Genomic DNA, 22,653 nt, shown 5'->3' with positions numbered 1-22,653 from the left:
ATTTCCCCCAGGCGGGACACCGTTCCCGCTCTTCATAAAGAGGGAACCGTGTCCCATTTTTATTGTGTTTTAACAGGAGAAGCATGACATGGTTTCCACTTTACAACGTGCCTTACCGATCGTCGGTGCTGCACTGGGAAGGAAGCTGGGTGTTCAGGTTGAAGTGTCTGGCAGGAATGCGTTTACCGACGGTGAACGGATTGTTTTGCCAGCCTTTGACCCTGAACGCCCTGAACAGGAACTCAAAAGCTGGGGCTTTTTGTCCCACGAGGCAGCCCACATCCGCTACACGGATTTCGAGCTGGATCAAAGCGGCTCTGCGTTTCGGCGCAGGCTAACCAACCTGTTGGAAGATATCAGGATAGAGCGGGCTTTAAGCCGGGAATATCCCGGCACTGCATTCACTCTGTCCGAAGTCGTCAGGCAGTTAGTCGCTGAAGGTCGTTTATCTGCACCGGCAAAGAGTGACCCACCTGTGAAGGTGTTACATGATTCATTGCTGGCCATGCTCAGGTATGAAGTGTTGGGACAGAAAGCTCTGAAGGAAGAAGCAAGCAAGGCAAAACAGGCAATGGCAGCTTGTTTCCCAGTGAAACTGCTGAAATCTCTGGATGCTGTATTGGACGATGTGCCGCATATGGGCAACACCCGAAAAGCGCAACAGTTAGCCGATGAGATTATTAGGTTGTTTCAGAACCAACAGCAGGAGGATTCAGACAACAGCAACGACACAGGGAACGATGACAAAACAGATTCACTGTCGTCAGAAAACTCAGATAACCAAGAACCGGATTTAAAATCAGCACCTTCACAGGGCACTGATGAGAAACCGGATTCTACGTTGGCAACTGAACATGAAACAGAAAATACACAGGGGCAGGAAAAACAGGAGGAGAAAACAGATTCTACACAGAGTACTGATGCTAAATCCGCAGATACACAGGGAAAGAGAGACGCTTCAGGGGAGAACACAACGGAAGCCCCGGAAGATTTTCAGGAAGAGAGCATCAGGACTGTGCTGGAATCTGACAATAGCGACTGGCCGGAAGACCTGTTTCAGTCTCTGGCAAGTGAGATGGAAGGCTGGAGTTTAAGGCAGGAAGGCGGATTATCGGCTGTTACCACAACACCCTCGGTAGATCGTGTTGAGGTTTTAAACGCAGACAAAATAGAAGGACAGAGCTTGCTCTGGCGAACCAAAGCTGAATCCTCTCGACTGGCAGCCCAGTTAACCGGATTGGTTCAGGCGAAAACGATGAGCAGGGACAGAACCGGAAAGCGAGGGAAAAAACTGGATGGTAAACTACTGCATCGTATGGCTATTGGCGACAGTCGTTTGTTCTGCAAACGATCTGAAACCATTACGATTGATGCGACCGTTCACCTCTGTCTGGATATATCATCGTCCATGTCTTCCAGAATGGAACTGGCAAGGGAGGCGGTACTGGCTCTGGCCTACGGCTTGAACCAGATCAATGGCGTTACTGTATCAGTTTCTGCCTATCCCGGCAAAAGCGACTGTGGCGTGTTTGAGATCATGAAACCCAAGGACCGGTTACAGGATGTAGCTGCGGTTTTGTCAGCACTTAATGCTCATGATTCCACTCCAATGGCTACAGGGCTTTGGCACTCTGTTCATCAGGTGCTTCAGGCCAGGGCTAAACGCCGGTTGATCATTATGATTACCGACGGTGCGCCGGACTTTGACCATCATCAGACAGTTATGGACTTGGTGAAACGCTGTGAATCATCAGCTATAGAAGTCGTGGGGTTGGGCATTAACATCCACTCAGTGGAGCAGTTATTTCCACAGAGTGTGGTGGTTAGCCAACTCCATGAATTAAAAGCTGGTCTGTTTAAGTTAGCCAGATTCTGGCTGATTGCCTGACCAAAAAAGTAAAACAAAGCCGGGAGGAATCCCCACCCGGCTTTTTTCGGTGTTATGTTTCAAAGGCATTGTATTTTTTGTGCAGGTCGGCAGGATTAAGTTCGGTATAAACCTTCCAAAGAATGTTGATGTCCCTATGGCCGGTCACTTGGGCAACCTCTTCGACGGTGAACCCCATTTCGAACAACCTGGATGCCCCTTCACGACGTAAATCATGGTAACGTAAATCCTCAATACCAATTTTATTTCTTACTCGCTGAAAGCCGGCGGTAACACTCTTTTCATTGAATGGGAATATTCTACTATCCTGTCTGGGCTGCTTTTGGAGAATTTTCCATGAGTCGCCAAGCAAGGGGACATACATATGGTTTCCTGTTTTTTTCCTGGGGTCTTTTCTGTCTCGAACTAAAATCGTCCGTTTCTGATGGTTCACGTCTTCCCAGCGTATACGGCAGATCTCACCAATCCTCATGCAGGTGAGTATTGAAAAATTCAGAATGTCACAGAATGGTATTTTATTGCCCCTATGGGACTCTCTTTGTTTCAACCCTTCCAAAATAAGGTCTATTTCTTCATGGGTTGGCCGACGGCTTCTCCGTTGGCTTTTGCCAATGAGATTAAGTCTCTGAAGGGTCGGTAAGGCTGTGGCGATGACTTTATCATCCACAGGGATGCCGAAGACGGGATGGGCTACTTTTAAAACAGATCTCAGGTACGCTATGTCATGGTGTATGGTGGCAGGGCTTGCCCCAGCTTCTATTCGGTCTTTGCAGTGTTGCACAAGGTGCTTTTCCATGAGCTTATTGGTTGCAACTTTGGCAATGTCTGAATCAGCGAGCATTTTAAGTACATAACGCTTGGTTCGGCCTGATTGGCCGCCCAACGAATCGTCATCCTCATAAAGCCTGATAAGGTCGCCAATACTTGGGAGCATTCCCACCTGGTGAATGCCTTGGGAGACTCCTTTTTCTTCAAGTTCGGCCGTTCGTTTTTTTCCCCACTGCGCAGCCAGTTTCTTTTTCATGAAAGAGCGCGACTCTCTATGAGTGATATTTTTACCACCCCCAAGGCGAACCGTACAACGATAACGTACAGTTCCGTCTGCCCTTTCTCTGGTCTCGATGGTATAAGAAGCCATGATTTTAACTCCCGATAAAATGCAAGTGCCCCCAGTGTAGTTTGGGGCACTTACTGGGGCACCTTTTAATAAAAAATGATCTAAAATGGGTCATCTTGATATGAAATGAGAGATACATGAAACCTATTGAAGTACTTGATAACCGTAGAAACTTACCAAGTTATCTTGATCGGAAATTTTCCGTCGCTCCGATGATGGATTAGTGTTGCTAGTAAGACTAATTCTATTAATTTCAGCATGTTAGTGCTTTTTAAAGATTTTTTAGTAGCAAATATGTAGCAGTGCTGGGGTGGTTTATCCGGTTGAGGTGGTAGTGGCTGGGTAATGAGAAAGCACCGGTTTAAGCCGGTGCTACTTATTGCGATTACTCATCCTTCGCCACCATATGAGCACACCACCCACATAGACAGCCGTTTTCATTAGCAGCATACATTTCGCTCCATGGGATATCTTCTCCACAGCGTTTACAATCACCTGTGCCAAATTCATCCACAACACGAGTTTGGAAGACATACTCTTGCTTCTTGCTAAGACTTTCCCTTCCTTCTGCTATTACTTTCCTTGTTATTCCTTCTGCTGCTTCCTCAAGCCCTTCAGATTCAACGATTTGCTGTAAAAAGTCGTTGAATCCATCGTCATCACTCAACTGATCCTTAATGCTCATGAGTCCTCCCGATATTTCATAGTTTTGGATCTGCCACCAACCATCAACTACAAAGAAGCTTTTCAAACCATTTGCCGATTCCCCCGTACCCCCTGCGAATAGCCTGCGGCGCTGCCCCGGTAGGCGCAATGCGCCAGACCATGAAATCGGTAAGGCTGCCTATAGGCTGATGCTCTGGGGGTGTCGGGCGGCTTTCCTGTAATCCGTGGTTCCGTGGCTGGTAATGGTTAACTTATTGATTATTCTGTCATTGCCGTTTTTTTCTGTCCACGGTTTACCCTGTTTTTTCCACACTTTCGGCAGTTTTATCCACATTGGTCAATTTTTGCCGTTTTCCGCCATTCTATATCTATTTATTTTTTTAAAACTTTGAAAAAGAAGAAGAAAAGAGAAGAGATAGAGGCAGAAAACACGCACAATCAGCTGGAAAGCGTATCCACGGATTTTTATAAAGATCCTGTTTTTCATCCACACTTTTTTTATTCATCCACACCCGTAATTGTGGATAACTTCATAACAATAAAAGCTGTTATATCAATGAGATATGATAAAATTATAGGTAAACCACGCACCCACGAACTGCGCTACGCCTGGCGTCATTATGAATAAAAATACCGAACAGGCAGATGATGAGTTACTGCTGATTGAAAGCTGGCTGACCTTTCTGAGCGTTAATCGTGGTCATGCTGTTTCTACTATCAATAAGTACCGTGGCTACCTGAAGCAGCTGCAACGCTACCTTGTGGAAAAACACGACAATACCCGTTTGTTGCAGGCCAGACAGTCAATGCTGGAAGACTTTACCGGGCTGTTCCTTCATAAAAAGGGGGTTGCCCCGAAAAGTCGTCATGTGGTGGTGGCAGCCTGTAAAGGTTTCTTTCAGTGGCTGGTTGACCAGGAACTGGCCGTATCTAACCCTTCGCACTCTCTTCAGTACCCAAATGTTGGTCGTAAGTTGCCTAAGCAGCTGGGGCTTTCCAATGCCGAACGCCTGTTGATGCAACCGGATATTGATACCTTCAAGGGTGTCAGGGATGCCGCTATGTTGTCGTTGCTGATTGGCTGCGGTATGCGGGTGTCGGGCCTGGTGAACCTTAACCAGGAAGATTTGTTCTGGTTTGATTACAAAGGTCAGCAACGTCTGGCCGTTCTGGTCACTGAAAAGGGTGGTCATGAACGTGAACTGACTATTCCCCATGAGGCTATGTTGTTGCTCCAGGCTTATCTTGGCCATGAAGAGCTGAAGGACATTGACCGGACATTACCGGATGGTTCACAGGTGTTGTTTGTGAGTACTCGTAACCGTCGGGTGCCTTTGCATGAGTACCGGGGGGAGTATCGTCGACTGACGACGAAATCAGTCTGGTCAATGATGCAGGGTTATGGCATTGCAGCTGGCTTGCCGGAAGAACTTTGTCACCCCCATGCCATTCGACACATGTTAGGTGCGGAGATGATGGAAGAAGACGCCAGCACGTTGCAGGTTCAAGCCGTATTTGGTCATGCTGACCCGAAGACTTCAGAGATTTACGCGCGGATCGCCAGAGGTAAGCTGACTGAGGTCATCGATAAGGCTAACCCGTTACGCAAGATCAATACGCCAGTTTCACCACTGGTGAAGGAAATGAAAAAGCGAGGTGCTTTGTGACTCAGCCGAAACCACTCAACAACCTGGTACTGGTTGACCGGGCCAGTAACCCGAATACCTCTGAAGGTGGGATAGTTTTGCCCAGTACCGATGAGCCTCAACAAAGTTATGGAACGGTGCTGGACGTGGGTGACAAGGTGACAGCCCCGGTTAAGACTGGGGATACCGTATTGTTCAGCCGTTATTCGGGTACAGAGGTTTCCTTCCAGGGAAAGCTGTTTGTTCTTATGCGGGAAGAGGAGCTGCTGGCCACGGTTTAGATATCTGAACCACCTGAAAACACGGTTCCATGGAACAACAGGGTAACAGAACTGATATAGGCGGGATCTGGAGATATTTCAAAACCCACTAAAACCGGAGCTTTCCGGACGATACCGGACATTCTGGAAACTGGCCTTTAAAACAACCAAAAACGTCTCACGGATGAGAACTGCCCAACTGCGTACTATCCCCTTATGCGCAGTTCAGGCACTTACACACTACGGGAGATCAGACACTTATGGACGCTCAACAGGACGTAAAGCGCAGTACAAATCAGAAATACAAGGACGAACACCTGCAAATACCACTGCTTCCGGAAGGGGTGGGGGCTCGGCATAAACATTCACACCCTCCCCTGCAGGGGGGTGGGTACCTGAATATCTGCACTGATTCTGAAGTTTGCTTACCGGAAAACTCGCCTGCTTCGCTTTCAGAACTTGCAGCAATGGGGGTTTCCCGCACCTGGTGTAATGTAGCATCGGCTATCGGGACTGAGGCATTTCTGGAAGTTTGGCAAATACTGGACCAGTCACATGACCAAGGCGCTGAATTAAACGGCTCTATTCGGGTAACTGTGCCAAGGTATGAGCGCTTCCTGCGTTATCAAAGGAACCGTGTTATCCGGTCGTTAGCGAATCAAGGCAAAAACCCTGCGGATATACAAAAGTATCTGAAGGCAGAAATGAACATTGATATCAGCCTGCGCACGGTTCAAAGAATTGCAAGCAAACGCCGGTGTACGACATAGCCCTCCCTTTCATTGTCGCGGGTTGAATGAAACCATGTCAGCATGAAACCAGTGCCTGTTGAGCCAGCGGGTTCGGTGACCTTTCGCTGTGCTGATTGTAAAAAGACATTTGATGCCAAACCGACACGCACGGAACCTGCTCCGGAGCGTGCGCATCCGTTTCGATATTTTTCAGACTGCCCCGACTGCGGGAACGAATGCCCTCAAGTTCATTGGCAGGTTGGGCTGTTCAATGCCCATCTGAAAGCGACGGGACCCAAGACCCAAAAAGGCAGGTCGGCATCTGCTGCTAACCTTGCTGGCCACCCTACGCCAGAGGAAGCCCGGATAACCCGATTCAATGCCATGAAGCATGGTGCGTCGGCAAAGACCGCCATGTACTTTCCTGCCAAACCAGACAAATACCCGCACTGCAAAACCTGTGATGTTGACCGTGATTACTGTGCGCAGCAAATCGCCTGCCTGAAACGATCCGATTTAATGTTGCGCTGCCTGGTTGCTATCGAATCCGGCGATCCTTCTGCCCTTCAAGACCTTCATGCCATTAACCAGGCGAACTTTATGGCGATTATGCAGGACATCCTGCAAGCCCTGATTGCCGATGGTGTCACACTGCGTAACCCGGTTTACGGCTTTGATAAAGAAGGCGGCTTTAATATCGGTCGTTACCAGGACCCCGAAAGCAACGAATGGAAAACCATAGAAGAGGTTCGGGCTCATCCACTGCTCAAACCTCTGATGGATATGATCAGCCGCAATAACCTGTCACTGGCTGATTTGAACATGACACCAAAAGTTCAGGTGGATCAGGGCATCCAGCAAGGTCAGTTGCAGCAGGAAGAGGAAGAAAAAGAGTCCGCCATTGAATACCGCAACAAGATGGACAAGCAGGTGACTGACCTGCGTTCCATGATTGCCCGTTCCCAGTTGCGTGCTAATCAGGACCCGGTACTGATCGAACACCGGCAGGAAGACGGTGACGAACCACCCAAGGATATAGAAGCCGAGGTGCTGGATGACTCAACGTCTTAACGCTGCCCAGCGGCTGGAACTGTGTCAGGTATCAGAGCGTGAAATTCAGCGTTATGCCGGTGACCATGCCATGTGGCACAAACATGTGCATAACGTCGAGCTGGACGCCATGCAGATCCTGAAAATGATCGACATGGACGAACACGACAACTCTCTTGATTTCTCCTGCCGTCGAACCGGCAAAACCGCCGTTAAAGAAATGTGGATACTGGAATACAACGCCACCCACTCCGATCAGGAGCTGGGCATCGTTGCCCCCAGGGAAGCACAATCCATCGTCAACCTGTCCTATCACACTGACGCTATCCGACGTTCTTCTATTCTGGAAAACTTCCTTCTCTATAAAGGAGGAAGGAAACAGATTTCCGATACGTCTTACCAGTTCAGCAACCGCAGCAAAGCCGGTGCCTATGGCATCATGGCTCAGGTGGACGGTTCTGATTTAACCATTGCTTCTCTCGAAGAAGTGGACGATATGCCGCCGGATCGCCTGTACTCACGTTTCCTGCTGACCATGGGAGCAACCCGGCGACTGGGTGCCAGCCAGAACGCTGTTAATAATCCCATTATCCGCATAACCGGCGTATTCAAAGGAGCCGACACCCTTTCGGAAATGGTGGATTCCGGCAAATACGTTATCCTGCCCATCGTTGACTGCTACCTTGGCATCGAGCTGGGCATTCTGAACGAACAGTTCATTATGGATATGCGGGACCAGCTCTCACCCGAAGAGTTTCTGCGTCAGCTACTGTGCAAAAACGTTGCTGCCCGTAACCTGATCTGGGACAAGTGGCTGCAAAAAGCCAAAGTGCGGGGCGTTGCCGGGCAACTGAAAATTCAGGAACCCGTTCCCGGTATGCAATACAAAAAGCGGGGGCTGATCAGTTTCGGTTACGACCACACCGGCCACGGTGAAGACCCGGCGGCTTCAAAGTCGTCATTAGTAGTGGGTGAGGAACTGTCTGGCTTTGTTGTTCCCATCTTCTGCCGTACCTGGCCTGCGGGAACCGATGAAGGCATCATCCTTCAGGATATGATCAGTTACTGGCGTTACTTTATGCCCGATTACGCCCTGGGTGACGCTTACGGAATCGGCCTGTTAACTATCCTTTGTGAACGCCTTTATCAGGAAGGTCTGACCACCATCGACCGGCGCGCCATTGGTAACGGCGAGTCCACCGCCAGCACCTGGCCGGAATGGCCGTTCTCTCCCATCCGTTTTGAAGGCATGGCAAAACACCAGATGGCTTCAGCCGTTCGCAGCCTGTTCAACAATAACCGGGTGGCGATTCCCATGATGGACGATGACCCAAGCTCTGACCCCGTAATGGCTGATATGCAGTTACTCTGCCGACAGCTGACCAATATCAAATCCGTACCCACCAAAAACGCCTACGCTAGTTACAAAATGGTGAAACGTTCCGTGGGCGATGACCTGTTTGATGCCTTCATGGCCATGGTCTGGGCTTTTGTTACTCGGGGTGAATGTCAGGTACAGACCGTTATCTCAACCCGCAACCAAACCCGGGCTGAACTGTTGGGACAGTCGCCCTTCGGCCTGATGGGGGGCTTATGAAAATCCTTGATCGCTTTAATCGCTCAGGGCTGTTTAACCGCCGACAGCTGGCAGAAACCAGACAGCACAAAGAAGCTCTGTCCATGAATGCCGAATACGACCGGCTGAACAACAGCAAAGGTCGAATCGCAACGCCGGAAAACAGCATCAAGCACCTTTATAACCAGATGCACGTTGACCCTGACCTGCGTCAGGCGATCCTGCACCTGCGTTATATGGATAAGGTCGATGGTCGCATCAAACAGATACACAAACGCATGGCCCGTGATGTCACTAAAGGCGGGTTAATGCTCAAGTGGAAAGGCACCAGAGACAAACGAATCATCAAAGTCTGGCAGCAGTTCTGCCAACGGGTGCAGCTGAACAACCGGTTGAAACTGTTTTCCGATGCCCGTGGCGCAGCTATGGAAGGCAACCTGCCTATACAGTGGGTGTTAAACGATGACCGTCATGTATGCGGCGGCATCCGTATGCCGTCTGAAACCATTGTTCCCAGAGTAGACGAAAACGGTCGTTTTAAAGACATGAGCCAGGCGTTTAAACAGGTAGACCCGCTGACCTGGCGGGAACTGGCACGCTTCTCCCGCTGGCAACTGACCATGGTACGACTGGAGCCAGATAACTTTGACGACATGGGTTGCCTGGGTCGCCCTTATCTCGATGCCTCCCGCACCATCTGGCAAAAGCTCACCATGACGGAAGAAGACCTTGTTATCCGTCGTCGGCACCGGGCTCCACAAAAGCTCGCCCATATTCTTGAAGGTTACAGTGCCGAAGAAATGGAGGCTTACGAAGCCAGGGTGAACAACAACGCCGGGCAAATCCAGACCGACTTCTTTATGAATAAAAAAGGTGCCGTTAATGCTATCCAGGGTGATGCCAACCTTGACCAGATAGCCGACGTCGCTTATCTGCTGGATACCTTTTTCTCAGGCTCTCCCGCACCGAAAGGCTTATTCGGTTACGTCGAAGACCTGAGCCGTGATGTGCTGGAAGATTTGAAAGGCGATTACTTCCAGGAAGTGGATAGCCTGCAGGATATGATCAGCGAAGCCTACCGGGAAGGTTTCTGTCTGGAGCTGTTGCTACAGGGCATCAACCCGGATGCTTACGATTTCTCCATTGAATTTGCCGAACGCAACACCGAAACCAAGAACCAGAAAGCCGACCGGGCCTTAAAACTACAGGCTATGGGTATGCCCCAGGAACTGATCTGGGAAGCGGCGGGGGAAGACGTGTCCAGAGTCAAAGCCAAACTGGAAGAAGAAGACAATAGCAACAGCCCCTACCCAGAAGAGAGCAGCCACAAAACCCCCAAAGTCAGCATCACTCCCGGCAATGCGCCAAAAAGTGAAAGTGCCACCACCATCTCATCCGGGGGCGGGAATTCATGACACCAGCGGAACGCCGGGCAGCCATCAAGCGAGCCAGCGCACTGGCCCGTAAAAACGGCAACAAACTGGACGCTGAAGCCCTGAAGGAGTTGCAGCAACTCTATCAACAAGCCGTTGCAGAAGTACGCCAGCGTATTGTCATGATGGCGGACGGTGAAGGGCTGGTCAGACTGAACAATCTGCAAGTCCTGCGCCGACAACTGGACGACGTGATTACCCAGCTGGGACAGATGGAAGAACAACTGCTGACCCGTTTCCAGACCCAGACCAGCACCGTTGCCACTCAAGCCTTTTCTGCCAGCATGGCCACTGAACGGTTAACCGACCTGGCCGGAGAAGCGGTCAGAATGGCACGGGCTTTTCAGGCGGAAGACGGGCTGCAATTGTCGGATCGGTTATGGCGGGTTAACAACCATGCAAAGGAAGTGATGGGGCGAACCATAGAGTCCGCCATCATTCAGGGCAATAGTGCCAGCCAGGCGGCAGAAGACTTTATCCGCCGTGGTGCTGCCGTACCGGCTGACTTGCAGAAGAAGATCCGCATGGCAGACGCTTCCGCTATGGGGCGAGCCACCACGAAAGGGCTGATGACTGGCAGGGGCAGCCCTTACGATAATGCCCGGCGACTGTTTCGCACTGAGATCAACCGCGCCCACGGTCTGGCGTACCAGTCCACGGCTTTTGAAGACGAAGACGTTATCGGTACATGCTTCCTGCTCTCACCCAATCACCCGGAGCCAGATATCTGCGATATGCACGCAACGGTCAACCGGTACGGTCTCGGCAAAGGCGTCTACCCCCAAGGCAAAAGCCCATGGCCAGCGCACCCCAATACACTCTCCTATGAAGAGGTGGTTTTCTTCGATGAAGTGACAGCGGGCGATAAAGCAGGCAGAGAAAACCGCATTCAATGGCTGAACAACCAGGCGGGCGGGCTACAATATCAGGTACTCGCCAGTCAGAAGAAAGTGCAGGCACTGAATCAGGGCTTGTTAAAAGAAAACGATATAGAGCGTCCATGGAAGGATATCCGGCATAAATACGAGGACGACCTGCCATGAAATCAGTTTCCAGTGACCAGTTGCCAGTGGACAGCAAGAAGGATATCGAAACCGTGACCTGCACTTGTGGGCATAAGATTTTCGATGGCGAGGTTATTCGGTCCCGGTGTGTGAAAGTGCTTGAGAGTAAGGCGCTGTGCCGGTGCAAGAAGTGGGTAGGGGTGCCGGTTTGTTATTTGCCTTACTGATGGATTCTGGTTGTCTATAGTGAATTAAAGAGGTTGGCACTTGCCTTACAAAGCTTTGCTCCTTTGTGCCATAGAGCCTCTCACGCCCCGCCGCAGTCGGGGCGTTTATTTTTTCCCTTTCCCACTTTGATTTCTCATCTATACTTCTCCGGCTCATCGTAAAACAGGTTGTTATAATCAGGAGTAATTATGTTTGATACACGTACCCAGAACAGAAAAGAACAGCAAGTTGTAGATATTTATAACAAGGTATGTGCCCATAATGACATTGATAAAGTCAATGAGGCACTCGGTCAGATGCTTCAGCCTCTTGGCCTGACTGTTGATGAGTTCAAGGGTTTTATAAAAGTTAGACCTTTTGCTAGAGCTGGTGTGATTGACATGAAAGCTATTCAACAAAAGCTTCAGAGTGGACAGCCTCTTGATCCAGCCTCCGAACAAGATCTTGTAGCTCTTGTTACTCTTCTCAGGGATCTTCTGTTCCCACAACCTCAAACTACTTAATTATTAACGACACCCCGCCCCCTTTCCCTGTCGCCCACAACCTGAGATTCTGATACCTACCGAAGAAGGCATACGAAGCCCGGCGACTCCTGACTGATTCCAAACCAGTCCGGAGTTCCGGGCTTTTTTCGTTGCCGACTGTGTACAGCCCTGCAGGCGACAGAAGACGGATGATAAAAACACCACCCTTTCCCATGCTGAGGATTCAGCTGGGAGAAGACGACCAGCAGCACCGTTACCGGGTTCTCAGCGAATCAGCTCTCTCCCTGGTTGAAGGGAAGACCAAAAGCTGGGAAACACTCACCCGCACCGGTTCGTTCTGGCATCCCGAATACGGTCGCTTCCAGATCACCCACGACGTACTCCGCAAACTGATCGAAAACTTTGATTCTGGCACCTACGGCCAGGACGTGTTTATTGATGTTGGTCACAAACCGGAGAACGGCAGTGCCGGGGAAATCCTCAAACTGCGCCTGGACGGCAACAAGCTCAGGGCGCTGATTGAATGGAGCCCGTTAGGCATTGATGCAGTCAGGAACAAGGGCTTCAGTTATTTCTCAGTGGATTACACCGAGAACTTTGTCGACAACGAAAACCGCAACGAACATGGCCCGCTGTTATTTGGCGCTGGCCTGGTGGTTCGTCCCCACGTCAAGAACCTGGATCGTGTGGTGCTGGCTGAATCCGACACCGGCCCGCTTTCGATTCACGAACGACTCGCCAGACAACTCTCACAAACCGACGGGAATACAACCATGTGGAAAGAACTGTTAAAAGCCATGCGTAAAGCCCTGGCTGAAAAGAAACTGGGTGAAAACCTGCAAACTCAGTTTGTCCAGCTCGCTGAAAAGATGCTGGAAGGCATTAAGGATGAAGCCAAGGCAAAACTTATTATCAGCTCCGTTCAAAGCGGTGCTATCCAGCTGTCTGAAGAGTTTGAAAAGGCGGGTAAGGGTGGCTCTTTCACCATCAAGCTGGATGAGGATTTTGCTGGTCTGTCTGATCCTGATAGTGGTGGCACTGGCGATAATAAAGACAAGCCGAAAACGCTCTCGGAATCCGACGTTAAACGAATCCTGAAAGAAGCCGCCGATGCTGAAACCGAAAAAGCGCGGCAGCTTCAGGAAACCAGAGACAACAAAAAGAAAGTCCTGACCGAAGCCATTGAGGGCGCGGAAGGTCTGGACGACAGCGTTAAGGGCAGCCTGAAAAAAGAGCTGTCCGAACTGATCACCCCGGAAATGTCCGATGACCAGATCAAGGCTCTGGCAGAACGGGAAATCAAACACGCCAACGAACAGGCCACCGCCCGCAAGCTGTCTGAAATGGGTTTCCCGGTGAACACCCCTGCCGGACGGGTTCAGGTCAGCAACGCCAGCGCTTCCGAAGCCACACGCCTGCAAAGCCTGCAACACGAACAGCTGCGCGGCACCAGTGCTTACCTCAATGGTGAGATTCGTCTGGCGGAAGATAAGAAGCTGCCCCTGTTCGCCAAAGAAGTCCTGAAAGTGTTCGATGCTCAGTTTGGCGACAAGATCACCAACGCCGTGCGCACCCTGTCCGAAGGTGGCCCCACCAATATGAACCATGTGGATCTGCCGGTGGGCTTCCAGCGTGAAGTGATTCGGGAAGCCCTGTCAGACCTGAACGTTCTGCAACTGGTCAGCACCTTTGTTGACCCGTCGGCTACTGTTGCCACCCAGATTCCTTATGAAGAACGTCAAACCGGTGGTGTCCGTCACGATGGCATTGTGTTTGAACGTGGCTCCATTCCGAAGGCCGGTGTCCGCCAGAGAATGCACACCGCTTATATCAATGCCGTGAAACTGGCCATTGATGTCTCTAACGAAGTCATGCACTTCAGCAAGAGTGCAGGCATTAACTGGGATGCCTGGGCCCGTAACCTGGCCAGTGCTTCCCGTCTGATGCGTGAAATCCTCTGCCGTCGCATTGCCAACGAAATGCAGCGGGCGGCTGACGCTTACCAGGCTCAGGCCAAGGCTGACGAAACCGTTACTCTGGACGGTGGTGTTTACAAGACCGATGAGTTCCCCATCGTTCGTGAAAAGCGTGTTTTTGACCTTCAGGGCAACCAGATCGGCGACGCCATGAATCCGATTAAGGTGACTGACAACGGTAACGGGTTAACCGCTTACGACGGCTCCGACAAGCAACCCGCAGGCACTTACTACGCCATCGCCAGCTATAACCTTGGTTATGTGGTGCTGGTCAGTGAAAAAGGTCAGGCAAAATCCGCAGCCGGTACGGTGAAAATCAGCTACAGCTACGCCACCAACGTCAAGAAAGTGGACTCTGATGTACCCGCTGACACCAAGAAGGAAGTTCACCTGAACAACCTGATTCAGGCTATTGGCAGCCGCAAGGCGATTCTGTCCGGTGAACGCTTTGTTCAGCCCAACTTCCTGCTCATGAGCCCGACCCTGAACGACACCTGCACCAATGCCGAGCAGTTCACCTTCCAGGCTCGCCGGGACGGTTCCGACACCAGCAACGACGGCGACCTGACCAGGGTTAAAGCCATTCCTGCCTTTGGCACCAATGCCCCCGGCATTGATCTGGGTGACGAACGGATTCTGATGGGGCAGCGGGGTGTCACCAGTTACACCGTCGCCAAGCCCTGGATGATGTCCGAACCCGTAGAAGCCAGGGACGAACACGGCAACCTGACCGGCGCGAAAGAGAGCTATGGCGAAGAGTACAACGCCATCGATACGCCCCCGGCTCTGTACGGCCGCTTTACCTCCGTACTGTTCTACAGCTTCAGCAACCGTTAAGCCAAAGGACTGGTTATAACCCAACCCTGTTTCTCCCGCAGGGTTGGGTCAGCTAACAACCATGAGCTAATAAAAAGAAGGACACGGAGCCATGAATCGCAAAATCCCTTTTTACAACAAAGGAAAGAACGACGTTCATATCGGTTCGGTCACAGTGCCAGCCGGTGAGACCCGCATGGTGGAGTCGGCCTATGTGCTGGCACGTTCTGCCGAGTCAGGGCGTGAAGAACAAAAAACAGAAGTGCCTGCCCCAGAACCAGAATGGACTCTGGAAGCCTTTGTGAAACTGAAGCAGGACGACGAAATCAAAGCCCTTCCCACCCTGAGCGATGAGCAGTTTGCTGAAGTGCAGGCGTATTACCAGACACACCAGCCACCGAAGAAACTGGAAAAAGCCCTGCCCATTGAAGCGGAAGCCCGCAAGGCTCAGAAAGAAGCCGATGATTTTGCGGATGCCCTCAAGGGTATGACCGAAGAAGAGTTACAGGGTGAACTGCTGGCACAGGCGGAAGACGCTGGTCGTCTGGCACTGGTGCAGGCTGAACTGAGTCATCGTGATGAGTGATAGCCCCTGGCCGAACTTCACGTTCCGGGAGCTGGCCTGCAAGTGCGGGCAATGCTCCCCGGACAGTGGGCGACACATCAGCCCCGAGCTGATGCAGCAGGTTCAGACCTTGCGGGATCGCTGCGGTTTTCCCTTTGAGGTCAGTTCGGCGTATCGCTGTGCAAAGCACCCCAGCGAAGCCGGTAAAGCAAAGCCTGGCACACATAACAAAGGACTGGCGATTGATATTCTGGTGTCCGGTACACAAGCCCATCACCTGCTGAAAGAAGCTATGGCGATGAGTGCGTTTACCGGCATCGGTGTCAGTCAGAAAGGCGACTATCATCGTCGGTTTATTCATCTGGATATCAGCCGTTCCGGGAACCGTCCGTGGGTATGGAGTTACTAGAAAATGGACTGGAAAGGGATAGCAACATTTATCGGCAAGGCTGCCCCTCTGGTGGGATCAACATTAGCTGGCCCTGGCGGTGGTGTCATTGGTGGCATGGTCGCTAATGCCCTTGGCGTTGAGCCAAAACCCGCAGCCGTTGCCAGTGTTATCAAAAACAACCCGGATGCCCTGCTCAAGCTGAAACAGTTTGAACGGGAGAATGAACAGCAGATCAGGGAGATTGCTTTTAAAACCCTGCAGGCAGAACTGAACGATAAAGCCAACGCCAGAGCCAGCCACAAAGACAGCAAGATGCCCGCCGTCATTGTCTTTCTACTGACGTTTATTGTCGGTGGTTTACTGTTTGCCCTGTTCAAGTTCGAGATTCCGGAAAGTAACCGGGATGTGGCTTTTTACCTGTTTGGTCAGGCCGTGACACTCTGGGCTGCGTCCATCACGTTTTATGTGGGCACTACCCGGTCCAGTGCTGACAAAAACAAACTGATAACGGGGTCACGCTGATGCAGTTCTGGGAAGCTATGAAAGCCTTGATGCCGTTAATTCTGTTCCTGATGGGATGGTTGATGATCTGGAATATCTACCTCTTCACACAGGTGAACAACCTGAAGATGAAAGTGGCGGAAGAGTACATTCCTGAAAAAAAGATCAGAACCTTGCTGGGCGATATGGAAAGCCGCCTGGAAGCCAAGCTGGATCTGCTTTTAAAGATGATGAAGGGGGGCAATCATGACTGACATGACACTGACCGCCCTGAAAAAAGACCTGGTGGACTCACTGACCGAATCCGCCGAGCTGGTAGACAACCAGATTGATCACCTGCTAAGTGTTGCCGCTGTGGAGCTGGCGAGAGTGAAACGCTTTACCCTGTGCGGCCATGTGATGCTGCAACCGGGCATCAGCGTGTATAACGCCCCGGCGGATATGATCGCTTATAAAGTTCATATCTGGGGGCGATACCAACGGCAGATGTATAACCTCTGGGACCCGAGATACCCCCGCACCTTACCGACCGTTACAGTTACCCAGGGCAGACCGAAACAGATACACCTGTCCTTTGCACCGGGTAGCCACCTGATCAGCCTGCTGGGCAGTCAGTTCAGTTTTTACTACTACGCCAGCCACACGTTGAGCGACACGCCAGGGGAAACCACGGTGCCGGTTTTTGAACGGGACTTACTCCTGCTTCGGGCTCAGGCAGAAGCCATGAAAGTCCTGTCGATCCGTTACGCCGACTCAACCGTCAGTAGCAAATTGATGATTTCCGGTGCTACCAAAATTGGCACACCGGCGGCGTTATACAAAACCTTCCTTTCCGAGTTTGAAAGGAGGGCTGCATGTTAAAAGCACTGACTGTGGATATGACCGGCGACCGGCAATTCCGAAAGGCTCTGGAACAGACCCCCGGCACTCTGTTCAATCAGTTAAAGCGCATGGTCACCCGTGGCGGTTCAGAAGCCGCCAGAGAACTGAAACGGTCTGCCCCCAAAGCCCACAGCACACTGGTCAACAGTATTCGCAGTATCCGGGATGCCGACCTGTCTGCTATTGCGGCTCCCAATACGGACTATGCACAGTTTGTGAACGATGGCACGGGTTCCGGTGGGGCTCCATCGTTACAGGCTATTAAGGACTGGATCAGGGTCAAGGGCATAACCCCCAACAACCCGAACCATGATCTGGATGATCTGGCCTATATGATCAGCCGTTCCATTGCCCGCAAAGGTACACGGGCACAGCCGTTTGTTGACAACACTGCAGACAAACTGACACCCCGCATTAACCAGCTGATGCAGCAGGCTGTACGTAACAGTCTGGCGGAGGTCGGACTCTTATGAACAGCCAGAGTGTTGCTAACCAGGTAATGGAAGAACTGCGCCAGACCTTTGAACAATACGCGCAACAACGTCACCCTGACCGGCTGATTACCCGGCAATGGAAAGAACGGGACGAATACAGTAAAGAACAAAGAAACAAGGGTGTTCATGCCCTGCTGTACCGGGGTGAAATCCCTTCAAATAATCCCGGCGTGGGGATGATTCGGGTGCTGGCCTACGGCCTGATCCGGGTTCATACCCGAGACGGCAACGGGCTGGAGCTGGAACAGAAAGAACTGGAGCTGATCGAGCAACTGAAAGGCTTCAGCCAGAGCGATTCAGGTGCCTTGCTGCATATCAATAACATCGTTTCCAGCCTGCAGGTGGAATGCCCGGAAGGCTGGTATATGGCGGAATGTGAGTATGGGCCGGTTGACCTGAGCATTACACCGAATCCCTGGGACGACGGACGACAGTTTACCGGTGACATGTATGTGGGTTGCGCACCGGATATCGGCGCGGCTCACAAGGACGACTACCTGCACTTGCTGGAGGATGATGATGAATGATCCTGCCAGCCTGAACCAGCGCATAGAAAAGCTGCTCCAGTTCGGCACCATTGCAGAGATTCAGTTTTCGCCGCTGCGCTATCGAGTGATGCTTTCCGGTTCCCGCACCAGTTACTGGCTGCGTCATGGCTTTGCCCGAATGGCGGACTCTGCCAGCTGGGACCCATACAGAAAAGGGGAGCAGGTGTTATGCGCCTTTCCCGGTGGTGGTCGTCTTGGGGTGGTGGTGTGTGCGGTGGACTCTGACCAGTACCGCCAGCGAAGCACTGATCCTGATGTTTACCGCCGTGATATGCCGGACGGGGCAGTATTTGAGTACAACAGCCAGACCCATCAGCTCAACATAGTCTTACCCGCCGGTGCCACAACAGCACTGGCCAGTAATGGCAGCATTGACCTGACCGGCGACGTGAATGTTACCGGAAATATTCAGGCGTCCGGAGATATCACGGATTCAAAATCCAGCATGGACGCCCTGCGTGGCACTTATAACCAGCATGCCAACAGCAATCATTCACCCCCAGCACCGGAGATGAACTGATGGCCATCGGCACCCATGAAGAGACAGGAAAAAAAATAGACGGTTTGCCTGAGCTGCAACAGCGGATACAGCGCCTGTTCCGCACCCGTAAAAACAACCTGGTGATTCGTCGTGCCTACGGCTCCAACCTGCCGAAACTGGTGGATAAAAAGACCGTACCGGGCTTTCGTCTGGACGTTTGCGCCGAAGCGGCAGAAACCCTTGCAAATCCCGCCAACGAGATACACGACGAATTTAAACTGCACCGGACACAGTTGGACATTAATAATGAGACCGGCGCAATCGACATGGTTCTGGTGGGTGAATACCTGGTGGATGGTGAGATTGTGAGGCTGGAGGGGATTACCTTATGAGTTATACCGTTGCCACCCTTTCCCAGCTACCGCCACCGGAGTTTGTGGAAGACATTTCCGTAGAGGCTATTTTTCAGCACCGTCTGGACACCCTGCGGGGTGTTGACCCAGAGCTGGCAGACAGTTTGCGGGTAGGCGACCCCACCTATAACAACATTTTGCAAGCCGCCATGCGGGAGGCTCTGTTACGCCAGCGAATTAATGAGTCCGGTAAGGCCGTGTTGCCCGCCTACGCCAAAGGGGCTGACCTTGACCAGTTGGGCGCTCGTTACAAGGTACTCCGGCAGGAAGTCCACCCCGGCAACCCTAATGCCACACCGCCAGCTGATCCGGTCATGGAAGACGACGACAGTTTTCTGGAACGAATACTGCTGGCAATGGAAGGCCAAACCAATGCCGGAACCGAAGCGTCTTATCGTTTCCATGCCCTGTCGTCTGACTCTCAAGTACTCGATGCAAACCCCAGAAGCCCCAGCCCCGGACGGGTGGAAATCAGTTTTCTGTCCAGGGAAGGCGATGGCACCGCCAGTACTGAACTGCTGAACCGTGTCACCACTTATATGATGCAGCCCCATATCCGACAGATAACCGATGAGGTCATCATTCAAAGTGCCACCGTCACGACCTATCGCATAGAAGCGGTACTGAAGGTTTCAGCGGGGCCAACAGCTTCGCTGGCGGTAGAAGCGGCAAGAAAGGCAGCGCAGGAATACGTCAGCAGCTTGCACAGAATGAAAGTTATCGTACCGATTTCCGGCATTTATGGTGCCTTGCAGCAACCGGGAGTGGTCAGTGTTGACCTGAAATCACCTGCCGCCAATATCAATCCGGGGGTGACCGGTGCCACCTATTGCTCGGCGATTGAATTAACGATGGAGGTGGTTGATGGTTGATTTACTACCTCCTTCGGCAACACCGCAAGAGCGTGCATTGGCAAAGCTGGATGAACGGCTGGATAAATTGCCCGTACCACACCGGGATCTCTGGAACCCGGACACCTGCCCTTTGCATCTACTGCCTTACCTGGCTTTTCATTATTCCGTGGACCAGTGGAACGACAACTGGCCGGAACATATCAAACGCCAGTCGTTAAAAGACGCCCTCTACCAGCACCGTATTAAAGGTAGTTTACAGGCGGTTGAAAACGCCATCGCCCGGTTCGGCACCACTGCAAATATTACCGAGTGGTGGCAGCAGTCGCCCAAGGGTTTGCCTCATACCTTCAGCGTGGATATTTCAGCGCAGGATAATGAACGGCAGTTGCCGGTGTTTGAGATTGGAACGGGGGATGATGTCTGGCTATTTTGCGGTCAGGCTATTCCGGTTCAGACCAGCCGTGTCTATCGGGTGCGGTTCAAGGTTCGGCAAACCGTTGACAACTCAGGTTCTGACAGAGTGTATGCAGGTGTAGCCACGCTGGATAAAGACTTTAACGCCTTGACCGGTGGCCCTGGCTTCAATCGCTACTGCTGTGTAGTTGGTCGTTCCATCACCACCGCCGATGGCTGGCAGGTATTCGAGGGTGAAATTACCGGCGAGGGCAACGCTAATCATAACCAGTTCCGCCCCGACACTGCTTACATTCGGCCGATGTTTATTGTTAATTACAACGGTGGAACCGGCACCGCACAGGTCGCTGAACTGGAATGCTGGGACCTGTTCGAAAACAGACAACTGGTGCCTAACCCCCGGTTTGAAAACGGCAAGCAGGGCTGGTCAACACGCTACACCGGCAAAACCGTCCCCGACAACGCCCCCGGCACCATCAAAACCGCCGCCTTTCGCCCCGATGCTGACCTACAGGACGACATCATCAACGCCATCAAACAGGCCAAGCCGTTACGCAGCGATTTTAATTTTAACGTGGGAACGGTTCACGCCGCACCGCTGGAGCTTAGCGCCCACGTTCATCAGGTCGTATTATCCAGGGAGACATGGGAATGAGTCTGACCATTCACCAGAGCGGCATCGATGCCGCCATTAATGCACAGGCCAGCGGCTTTGCTGGTGTCACGCTGAACCGTGTGGACTTGTACAACGGCAGCAGCAAAATAAAGCCGCTGACCCTGAAAGGGGTGCAGGTCATTGAGCCGTCCCGCATCTACGTGGTAGCGCAGGACAGCACCACCGACGTGTATGACGTGACCAAAATGGAGTTTTACACCGATGGCGGCGCACTGTTCGCCACGGCACAAAACGACGACGGTTCAACCATCCAGAGCAAGGCGGCTAACGCTACGCTGTTGCTGGCACACCAGTTAAACCTGAGTGCCAACCCCGGCACCGTTGCCCCGTCTGGTGATGTGTCGATCTATGCACCTCAAGCGACAGAGAGCCTGTTAGGAACGGCAGAGATTGCTACACAGGGCGAGGTCGATACCGGCACCGATCATACCCGTATCGTCACCCCGAAAACCTTAAAAAGCCGGTTAGCGTCGTTTACCCGCAACGCCACGGAATCAATGAAAGGCTTTCTGGAAATCGCCACCCAGACAGAGGCCAACGGTTCCAGTGATGACAGCCGGGCGATTACGCCCAAGAAACTGCATAACCGGACGGCTACGGAATCCCGCCGTGGAGTTCTGGAAATAGCAACGCAATCAGAAACGGATTCTGGCAGTTCGGATCTCCGCATTGTTACACCTAAAAAACTCTGGGCGTTGCTAACGGCGAAGTTTGCCCGGAAGGATGTGCGGCCTATATTCGCTCAGGGTATTAATACCGGTGGCAAGCCCATTGTTTATAGCGGTTCCGGCACGAACACAGATCACATCTGGTACAACGACACCGATAACACCTACCACGCAGTTGCTGACGCATCAGAAGGCGCAACGGGTAATGCCAACTTCAAACTGCGAGGCATACAGTTAAATTCCGGCAGCAAGATAACCGGCTACAGCGATTCCATAACCAGCACCAGCAACACCATAGGTGCCACGGTTGGAGGCGTAAAAAAGGCTCATGACGCAGGCACCCGCCAGACCACCGAATCCACCCGGGGGCAGGCTGAGATTGCGACGCAGGCGGAGGTGAATGCGGGGACTGATCATCAACGGATCGTGACGCCGAAGACATTTAAAAGTCGGTTGGCGTCCTGGGCTGCGGGGTTGTTTAAGTCTGCGGCTTATAAGGATGCGGGACAGAATAGTGGGCAGGTGGCGTTGATTGGTGATCCGGCAACGAATGGGAATACGGCGGTGATTGTTTCATCGGGCAGTAATGCCAACGGTCATTACCGGGTCTATTCAGACGGTTTTACTGTACAAGAGGGCCAGGCATCAGCTGGTTCCAATGGGGTCGCTACTATAACGCTGCCCATTGAGATGAATAATAAACCTCGTTATGTCAGCGCTATCGTAAATGAATTTGCTATCCCATCGTCTGGCCAGCGCGACGCTCTGTCTAAAACGTACGCAGCTTACATTGTACCCAGCTCCACCGGTTCCAGTGTGCAGTTTTTGTTTTTGCGAGCGGGTCAGCCTTTAAGAGCATCATTTACATGGAAGGTGACAGGGTATTGATT

General features: G+C 51.9%; 25 protein-coding genes. 23 read left to right on the top strand and 2 right to left on the bottom strand.

Going from position 1 to position 22,653, the window contains the following annotated elements; all coding sequences use genetic code 11:
* Positions 1–88 precede the first annotated feature (88 nt).
* Complete coding sequence (locus NX722_RS13740; protein ID WP_262568490.1) at positions 89–1,888, top strand: VWA domain-containing protein; 1,800 nt, start codon at positions 89–91, stop codon at positions 1,886–1,888.
* A 52-nt stretch (positions 1,889–1,940) separates the two neighbouring features.
* Here the strand turns inward: NX722_RS13740 and NX722_RS13735 are convergent, their stop codons facing one another.
* Positions 1,941–3,026 carry a tyrosine-type recombinase/integrase gene (locus NX722_RS13735; protein ID WP_262568489.1) on the bottom strand — a complete coding sequence of 362 codons (1,086 nt, stop codon included), beginning with the start codon at positions 3,024–3,026 and terminating at the stop codon, positions 1,941–1,943.
* A gap of 364 nt (positions 3,027–3,390) precedes the next feature.
* Entirely contained in the window at positions 3,391–3,690 is a 300-nt protein-coding gene (locus tag NX722_RS13730; RefSeq protein ID WP_262568488.1) for a hypothetical protein, read from the bottom strand.
* Between the two features lie 601 nt (positions 3,691–4,291).
* Here NX722_RS13730 and NX722_RS13725 point away from each other — a divergent pair.
* The 22 genes from NX722_RS13725 to NX722_RS13620 all read left to right on the top strand — a co-directional run bounded on the left by NX722_RS13725 (position 4,292) and on the right by NX722_RS13620 (position 22,651).
* Complete coding sequence (locus NX722_RS13725) at positions 4,292–5,338, top strand: tyrosine-type recombinase/integrase (protein ID WP_262568487.1); 1,047 nt, start codon at positions 4,292–4,294, stop codon at positions 5,336–5,338.
* Entirely contained in the window at positions 5,335–5,598 is a 264-nt protein-coding gene (locus NX722_RS13720; RefSeq protein ID WP_262568486.1) for a co-chaperone GroES, read from the top strand. The genes NX722_RS13725 and NX722_RS13720 overlap by 4 nt, the downstream gene beginning before the upstream one ends.
* 239 nt (positions 5,599–5,837) lie before the next feature.
* On the top strand, positions 5,838–6,347 hold the full coding sequence (locus tag NX722_RS13715) for a hypothetical protein (protein ID WP_262568485.1): 510 nt from the start codon (positions 5,838–5,840) through the stop codon (positions 6,345–6,347).
* A 42-nt stretch (positions 6,348–6,389) separates the two neighbouring features.
* The gene (locus NX722_RS13710) at positions 6,390–7,379 is read left to right on the top strand and encodes an FmdB family zinc ribbon protein (RefSeq protein WP_262568484.1); all 990 of its coding nucleotides are present in this window, start codon (positions 6,390–6,392) and stop codon (positions 7,377–7,379) included.
* Positions 7,363–8,955 (top strand): hypothetical protein, encoded by a 1,593-nt coding sequence (locus NX722_RS13705; protein WP_262568483.1) that lies wholly within the window; start codon positions 7,363–7,365, stop codon positions 8,953–8,955. The genes NX722_RS13710 and NX722_RS13705 overlap by 17 nt, the downstream gene beginning before the upstream one ends.
* Positions 8,952–10,349, top strand: coding sequence for a hypothetical protein (locus NX722_RS13700; RefSeq protein ID WP_262568482.1), 1,398 nt, complete (start codon positions 8,952–8,954; stop codon positions 10,347–10,349). Before NX722_RS13705 ends, NX722_RS13700 begins: the two co-directional genes overlap by 4 nt.
* Positions 10,346–11,410: a hypothetical protein gene (locus NX722_RS13695; RefSeq protein WP_262568481.1), complete on the top strand. Its 1,065-nt coding sequence runs from the start codon at positions 10,346–10,348 to the stop codon at positions 11,408–11,410. The genes NX722_RS13700 and NX722_RS13695 overlap by 4 nt, the downstream gene beginning before the upstream one ends.
* A complete protein-coding gene (locus tag NX722_RS13690; protein ID WP_262568480.1) occupies positions 11,407–11,598 on the top strand; it encodes a hypothetical protein in 192 nt (63 codons plus the stop codon). The genes NX722_RS13695 and NX722_RS13690 overlap by 4 nt, the downstream gene beginning before the upstream one ends.
* A gap of 189 nt (positions 11,599–11,787) precedes the next feature.
* A complete protein-coding gene (locus tag NX722_RS13685) occupies positions 11,788–12,102 on the top strand; it encodes a hypothetical protein (RefSeq protein ID WP_262568479.1) in 315 nt (104 codons plus the stop codon).
* A 170-nt stretch (positions 12,103–12,272) separates the two neighbouring features.
* Positions 12,273–14,897, top strand: coding sequence for a phage protease (locus tag NX722_RS13680; protein ID WP_262568478.1), 2,625 nt, complete (start codon positions 12,273–12,275; stop codon positions 14,895–14,897).
* A 91-nt stretch (positions 14,898–14,988) separates the two neighbouring features.
* Positions 14,989–15,462 (top strand): hypothetical protein, encoded by a 474-nt coding sequence (locus NX722_RS13675; RefSeq protein WP_262568477.1) that lies wholly within the window; start codon positions 14,989–14,991, stop codon positions 15,460–15,462.
* Positions 15,455–15,850: a D-Ala-D-Ala carboxypeptidase family metallohydrolase gene (locus tag NX722_RS13670; protein ID WP_262568476.1), complete on the top strand. Its 396-nt coding sequence runs from the start codon at positions 15,455–15,457 to the stop codon at positions 15,848–15,850. The genes NX722_RS13675 and NX722_RS13670 overlap by 8 nt, the downstream gene beginning before the upstream one ends.
* 3 nt (positions 15,851–15,853) lie before the next feature.
* Positions 15,854–16,354 (top strand): hypothetical protein, encoded by a 501-nt coding sequence (locus NX722_RS13665; RefSeq protein ID WP_262568475.1) that lies wholly within the window; start codon positions 15,854–15,856, stop codon positions 16,352–16,354.
* Complete coding sequence (locus NX722_RS13660) at positions 16,354–16,587, top strand: hypothetical protein (RefSeq protein WP_262568473.1); 234 nt, start codon at positions 16,354–16,356, stop codon at positions 16,585–16,587. Before NX722_RS13665 ends, NX722_RS13660 begins: the two co-directional genes overlap by 1 nt.
* Positions 16,580–17,194: a hypothetical protein gene (locus NX722_RS13655; RefSeq protein ID WP_262568472.1), complete on the top strand. Its 615-nt coding sequence runs from the start codon at positions 16,580–16,582 to the stop codon at positions 17,192–17,194. The genes NX722_RS13660 and NX722_RS13655 overlap by 8 nt, the downstream gene beginning before the upstream one ends.
* Positions 17,188–17,688, top strand: coding sequence for an HK97-gp10 family putative phage morphogenesis protein (locus NX722_RS13650; protein WP_262568471.1), 501 nt, complete (start codon positions 17,188–17,190; stop codon positions 17,686–17,688). The genes NX722_RS13655 and NX722_RS13650 overlap by 7 nt, the downstream gene beginning before the upstream one ends.
* Entirely contained in the window at positions 17,685–18,236 is a 552-nt protein-coding gene (locus NX722_RS13645) for a hypothetical protein (RefSeq protein WP_262568470.1), read from the top strand. The genes NX722_RS13650 and NX722_RS13645 overlap by 4 nt, the downstream gene beginning before the upstream one ends.
* Positions 18,229–18,777 (top strand): phage baseplate assembly protein V, encoded by a 549-nt coding sequence (locus tag NX722_RS13640; protein ID WP_265442356.1) that lies wholly within the window; start codon positions 18,229–18,231, stop codon positions 18,775–18,777. The genes NX722_RS13645 and NX722_RS13640 overlap by 8 nt, the downstream gene beginning before the upstream one ends.
* Positions 18,777–19,130, top strand: a complete 354-nt coding sequence (locus NX722_RS13635) for a GPW/gp25 family protein (RefSeq protein ID WP_262568468.1) — start codon at positions 18,777–18,779, stop codon at positions 19,128–19,130. The genes NX722_RS13640 and NX722_RS13635 overlap by 1 nt, the downstream gene beginning before the upstream one ends.
* On the top strand, positions 19,127–20,023 hold the full coding sequence (locus tag NX722_RS13630) for a baseplate assembly protein (protein ID WP_262568467.1): 897 nt from the start codon (positions 19,127–19,129) through the stop codon (positions 20,021–20,023). The genes NX722_RS13635 and NX722_RS13630 overlap by 4 nt, the downstream gene beginning before the upstream one ends.
* Positions 20,016–21,074 carry a phage tail protein I gene (locus NX722_RS13625; RefSeq protein WP_262568466.1) on the top strand — a complete coding sequence of 353 codons (1,059 nt, stop codon included), beginning with the start codon at positions 20,016–20,018 and terminating at the stop codon, positions 21,072–21,074. Before NX722_RS13630 ends, NX722_RS13625 begins: the two co-directional genes overlap by 8 nt.
* On the top strand, positions 21,071–22,651 hold the full coding sequence (locus tag NX722_RS13620; protein ID WP_262568465.1) for a hypothetical protein: 1,581 nt from the start codon (positions 21,071–21,073) through the stop codon (positions 22,649–22,651). Before NX722_RS13625 ends, NX722_RS13620 begins: the two co-directional genes overlap by 4 nt.
* The last annotated feature ends 2 nt before the right edge of the window (positions 22,652–22,653 follow it).

It is taken from the genome of Endozoicomonas gorgoniicola (genome assembly GCF_025562715.2).
Lineage (GTDB): Bacteria > Pseudomonadota > Gammaproteobacteria > Pseudomonadales > Endozoicomonadaceae > Endozoicomonas_A > Endozoicomonas_A gorgoniicola.
This window is presented reverse-complemented; position numbering and strand designations above follow the sequence as displayed.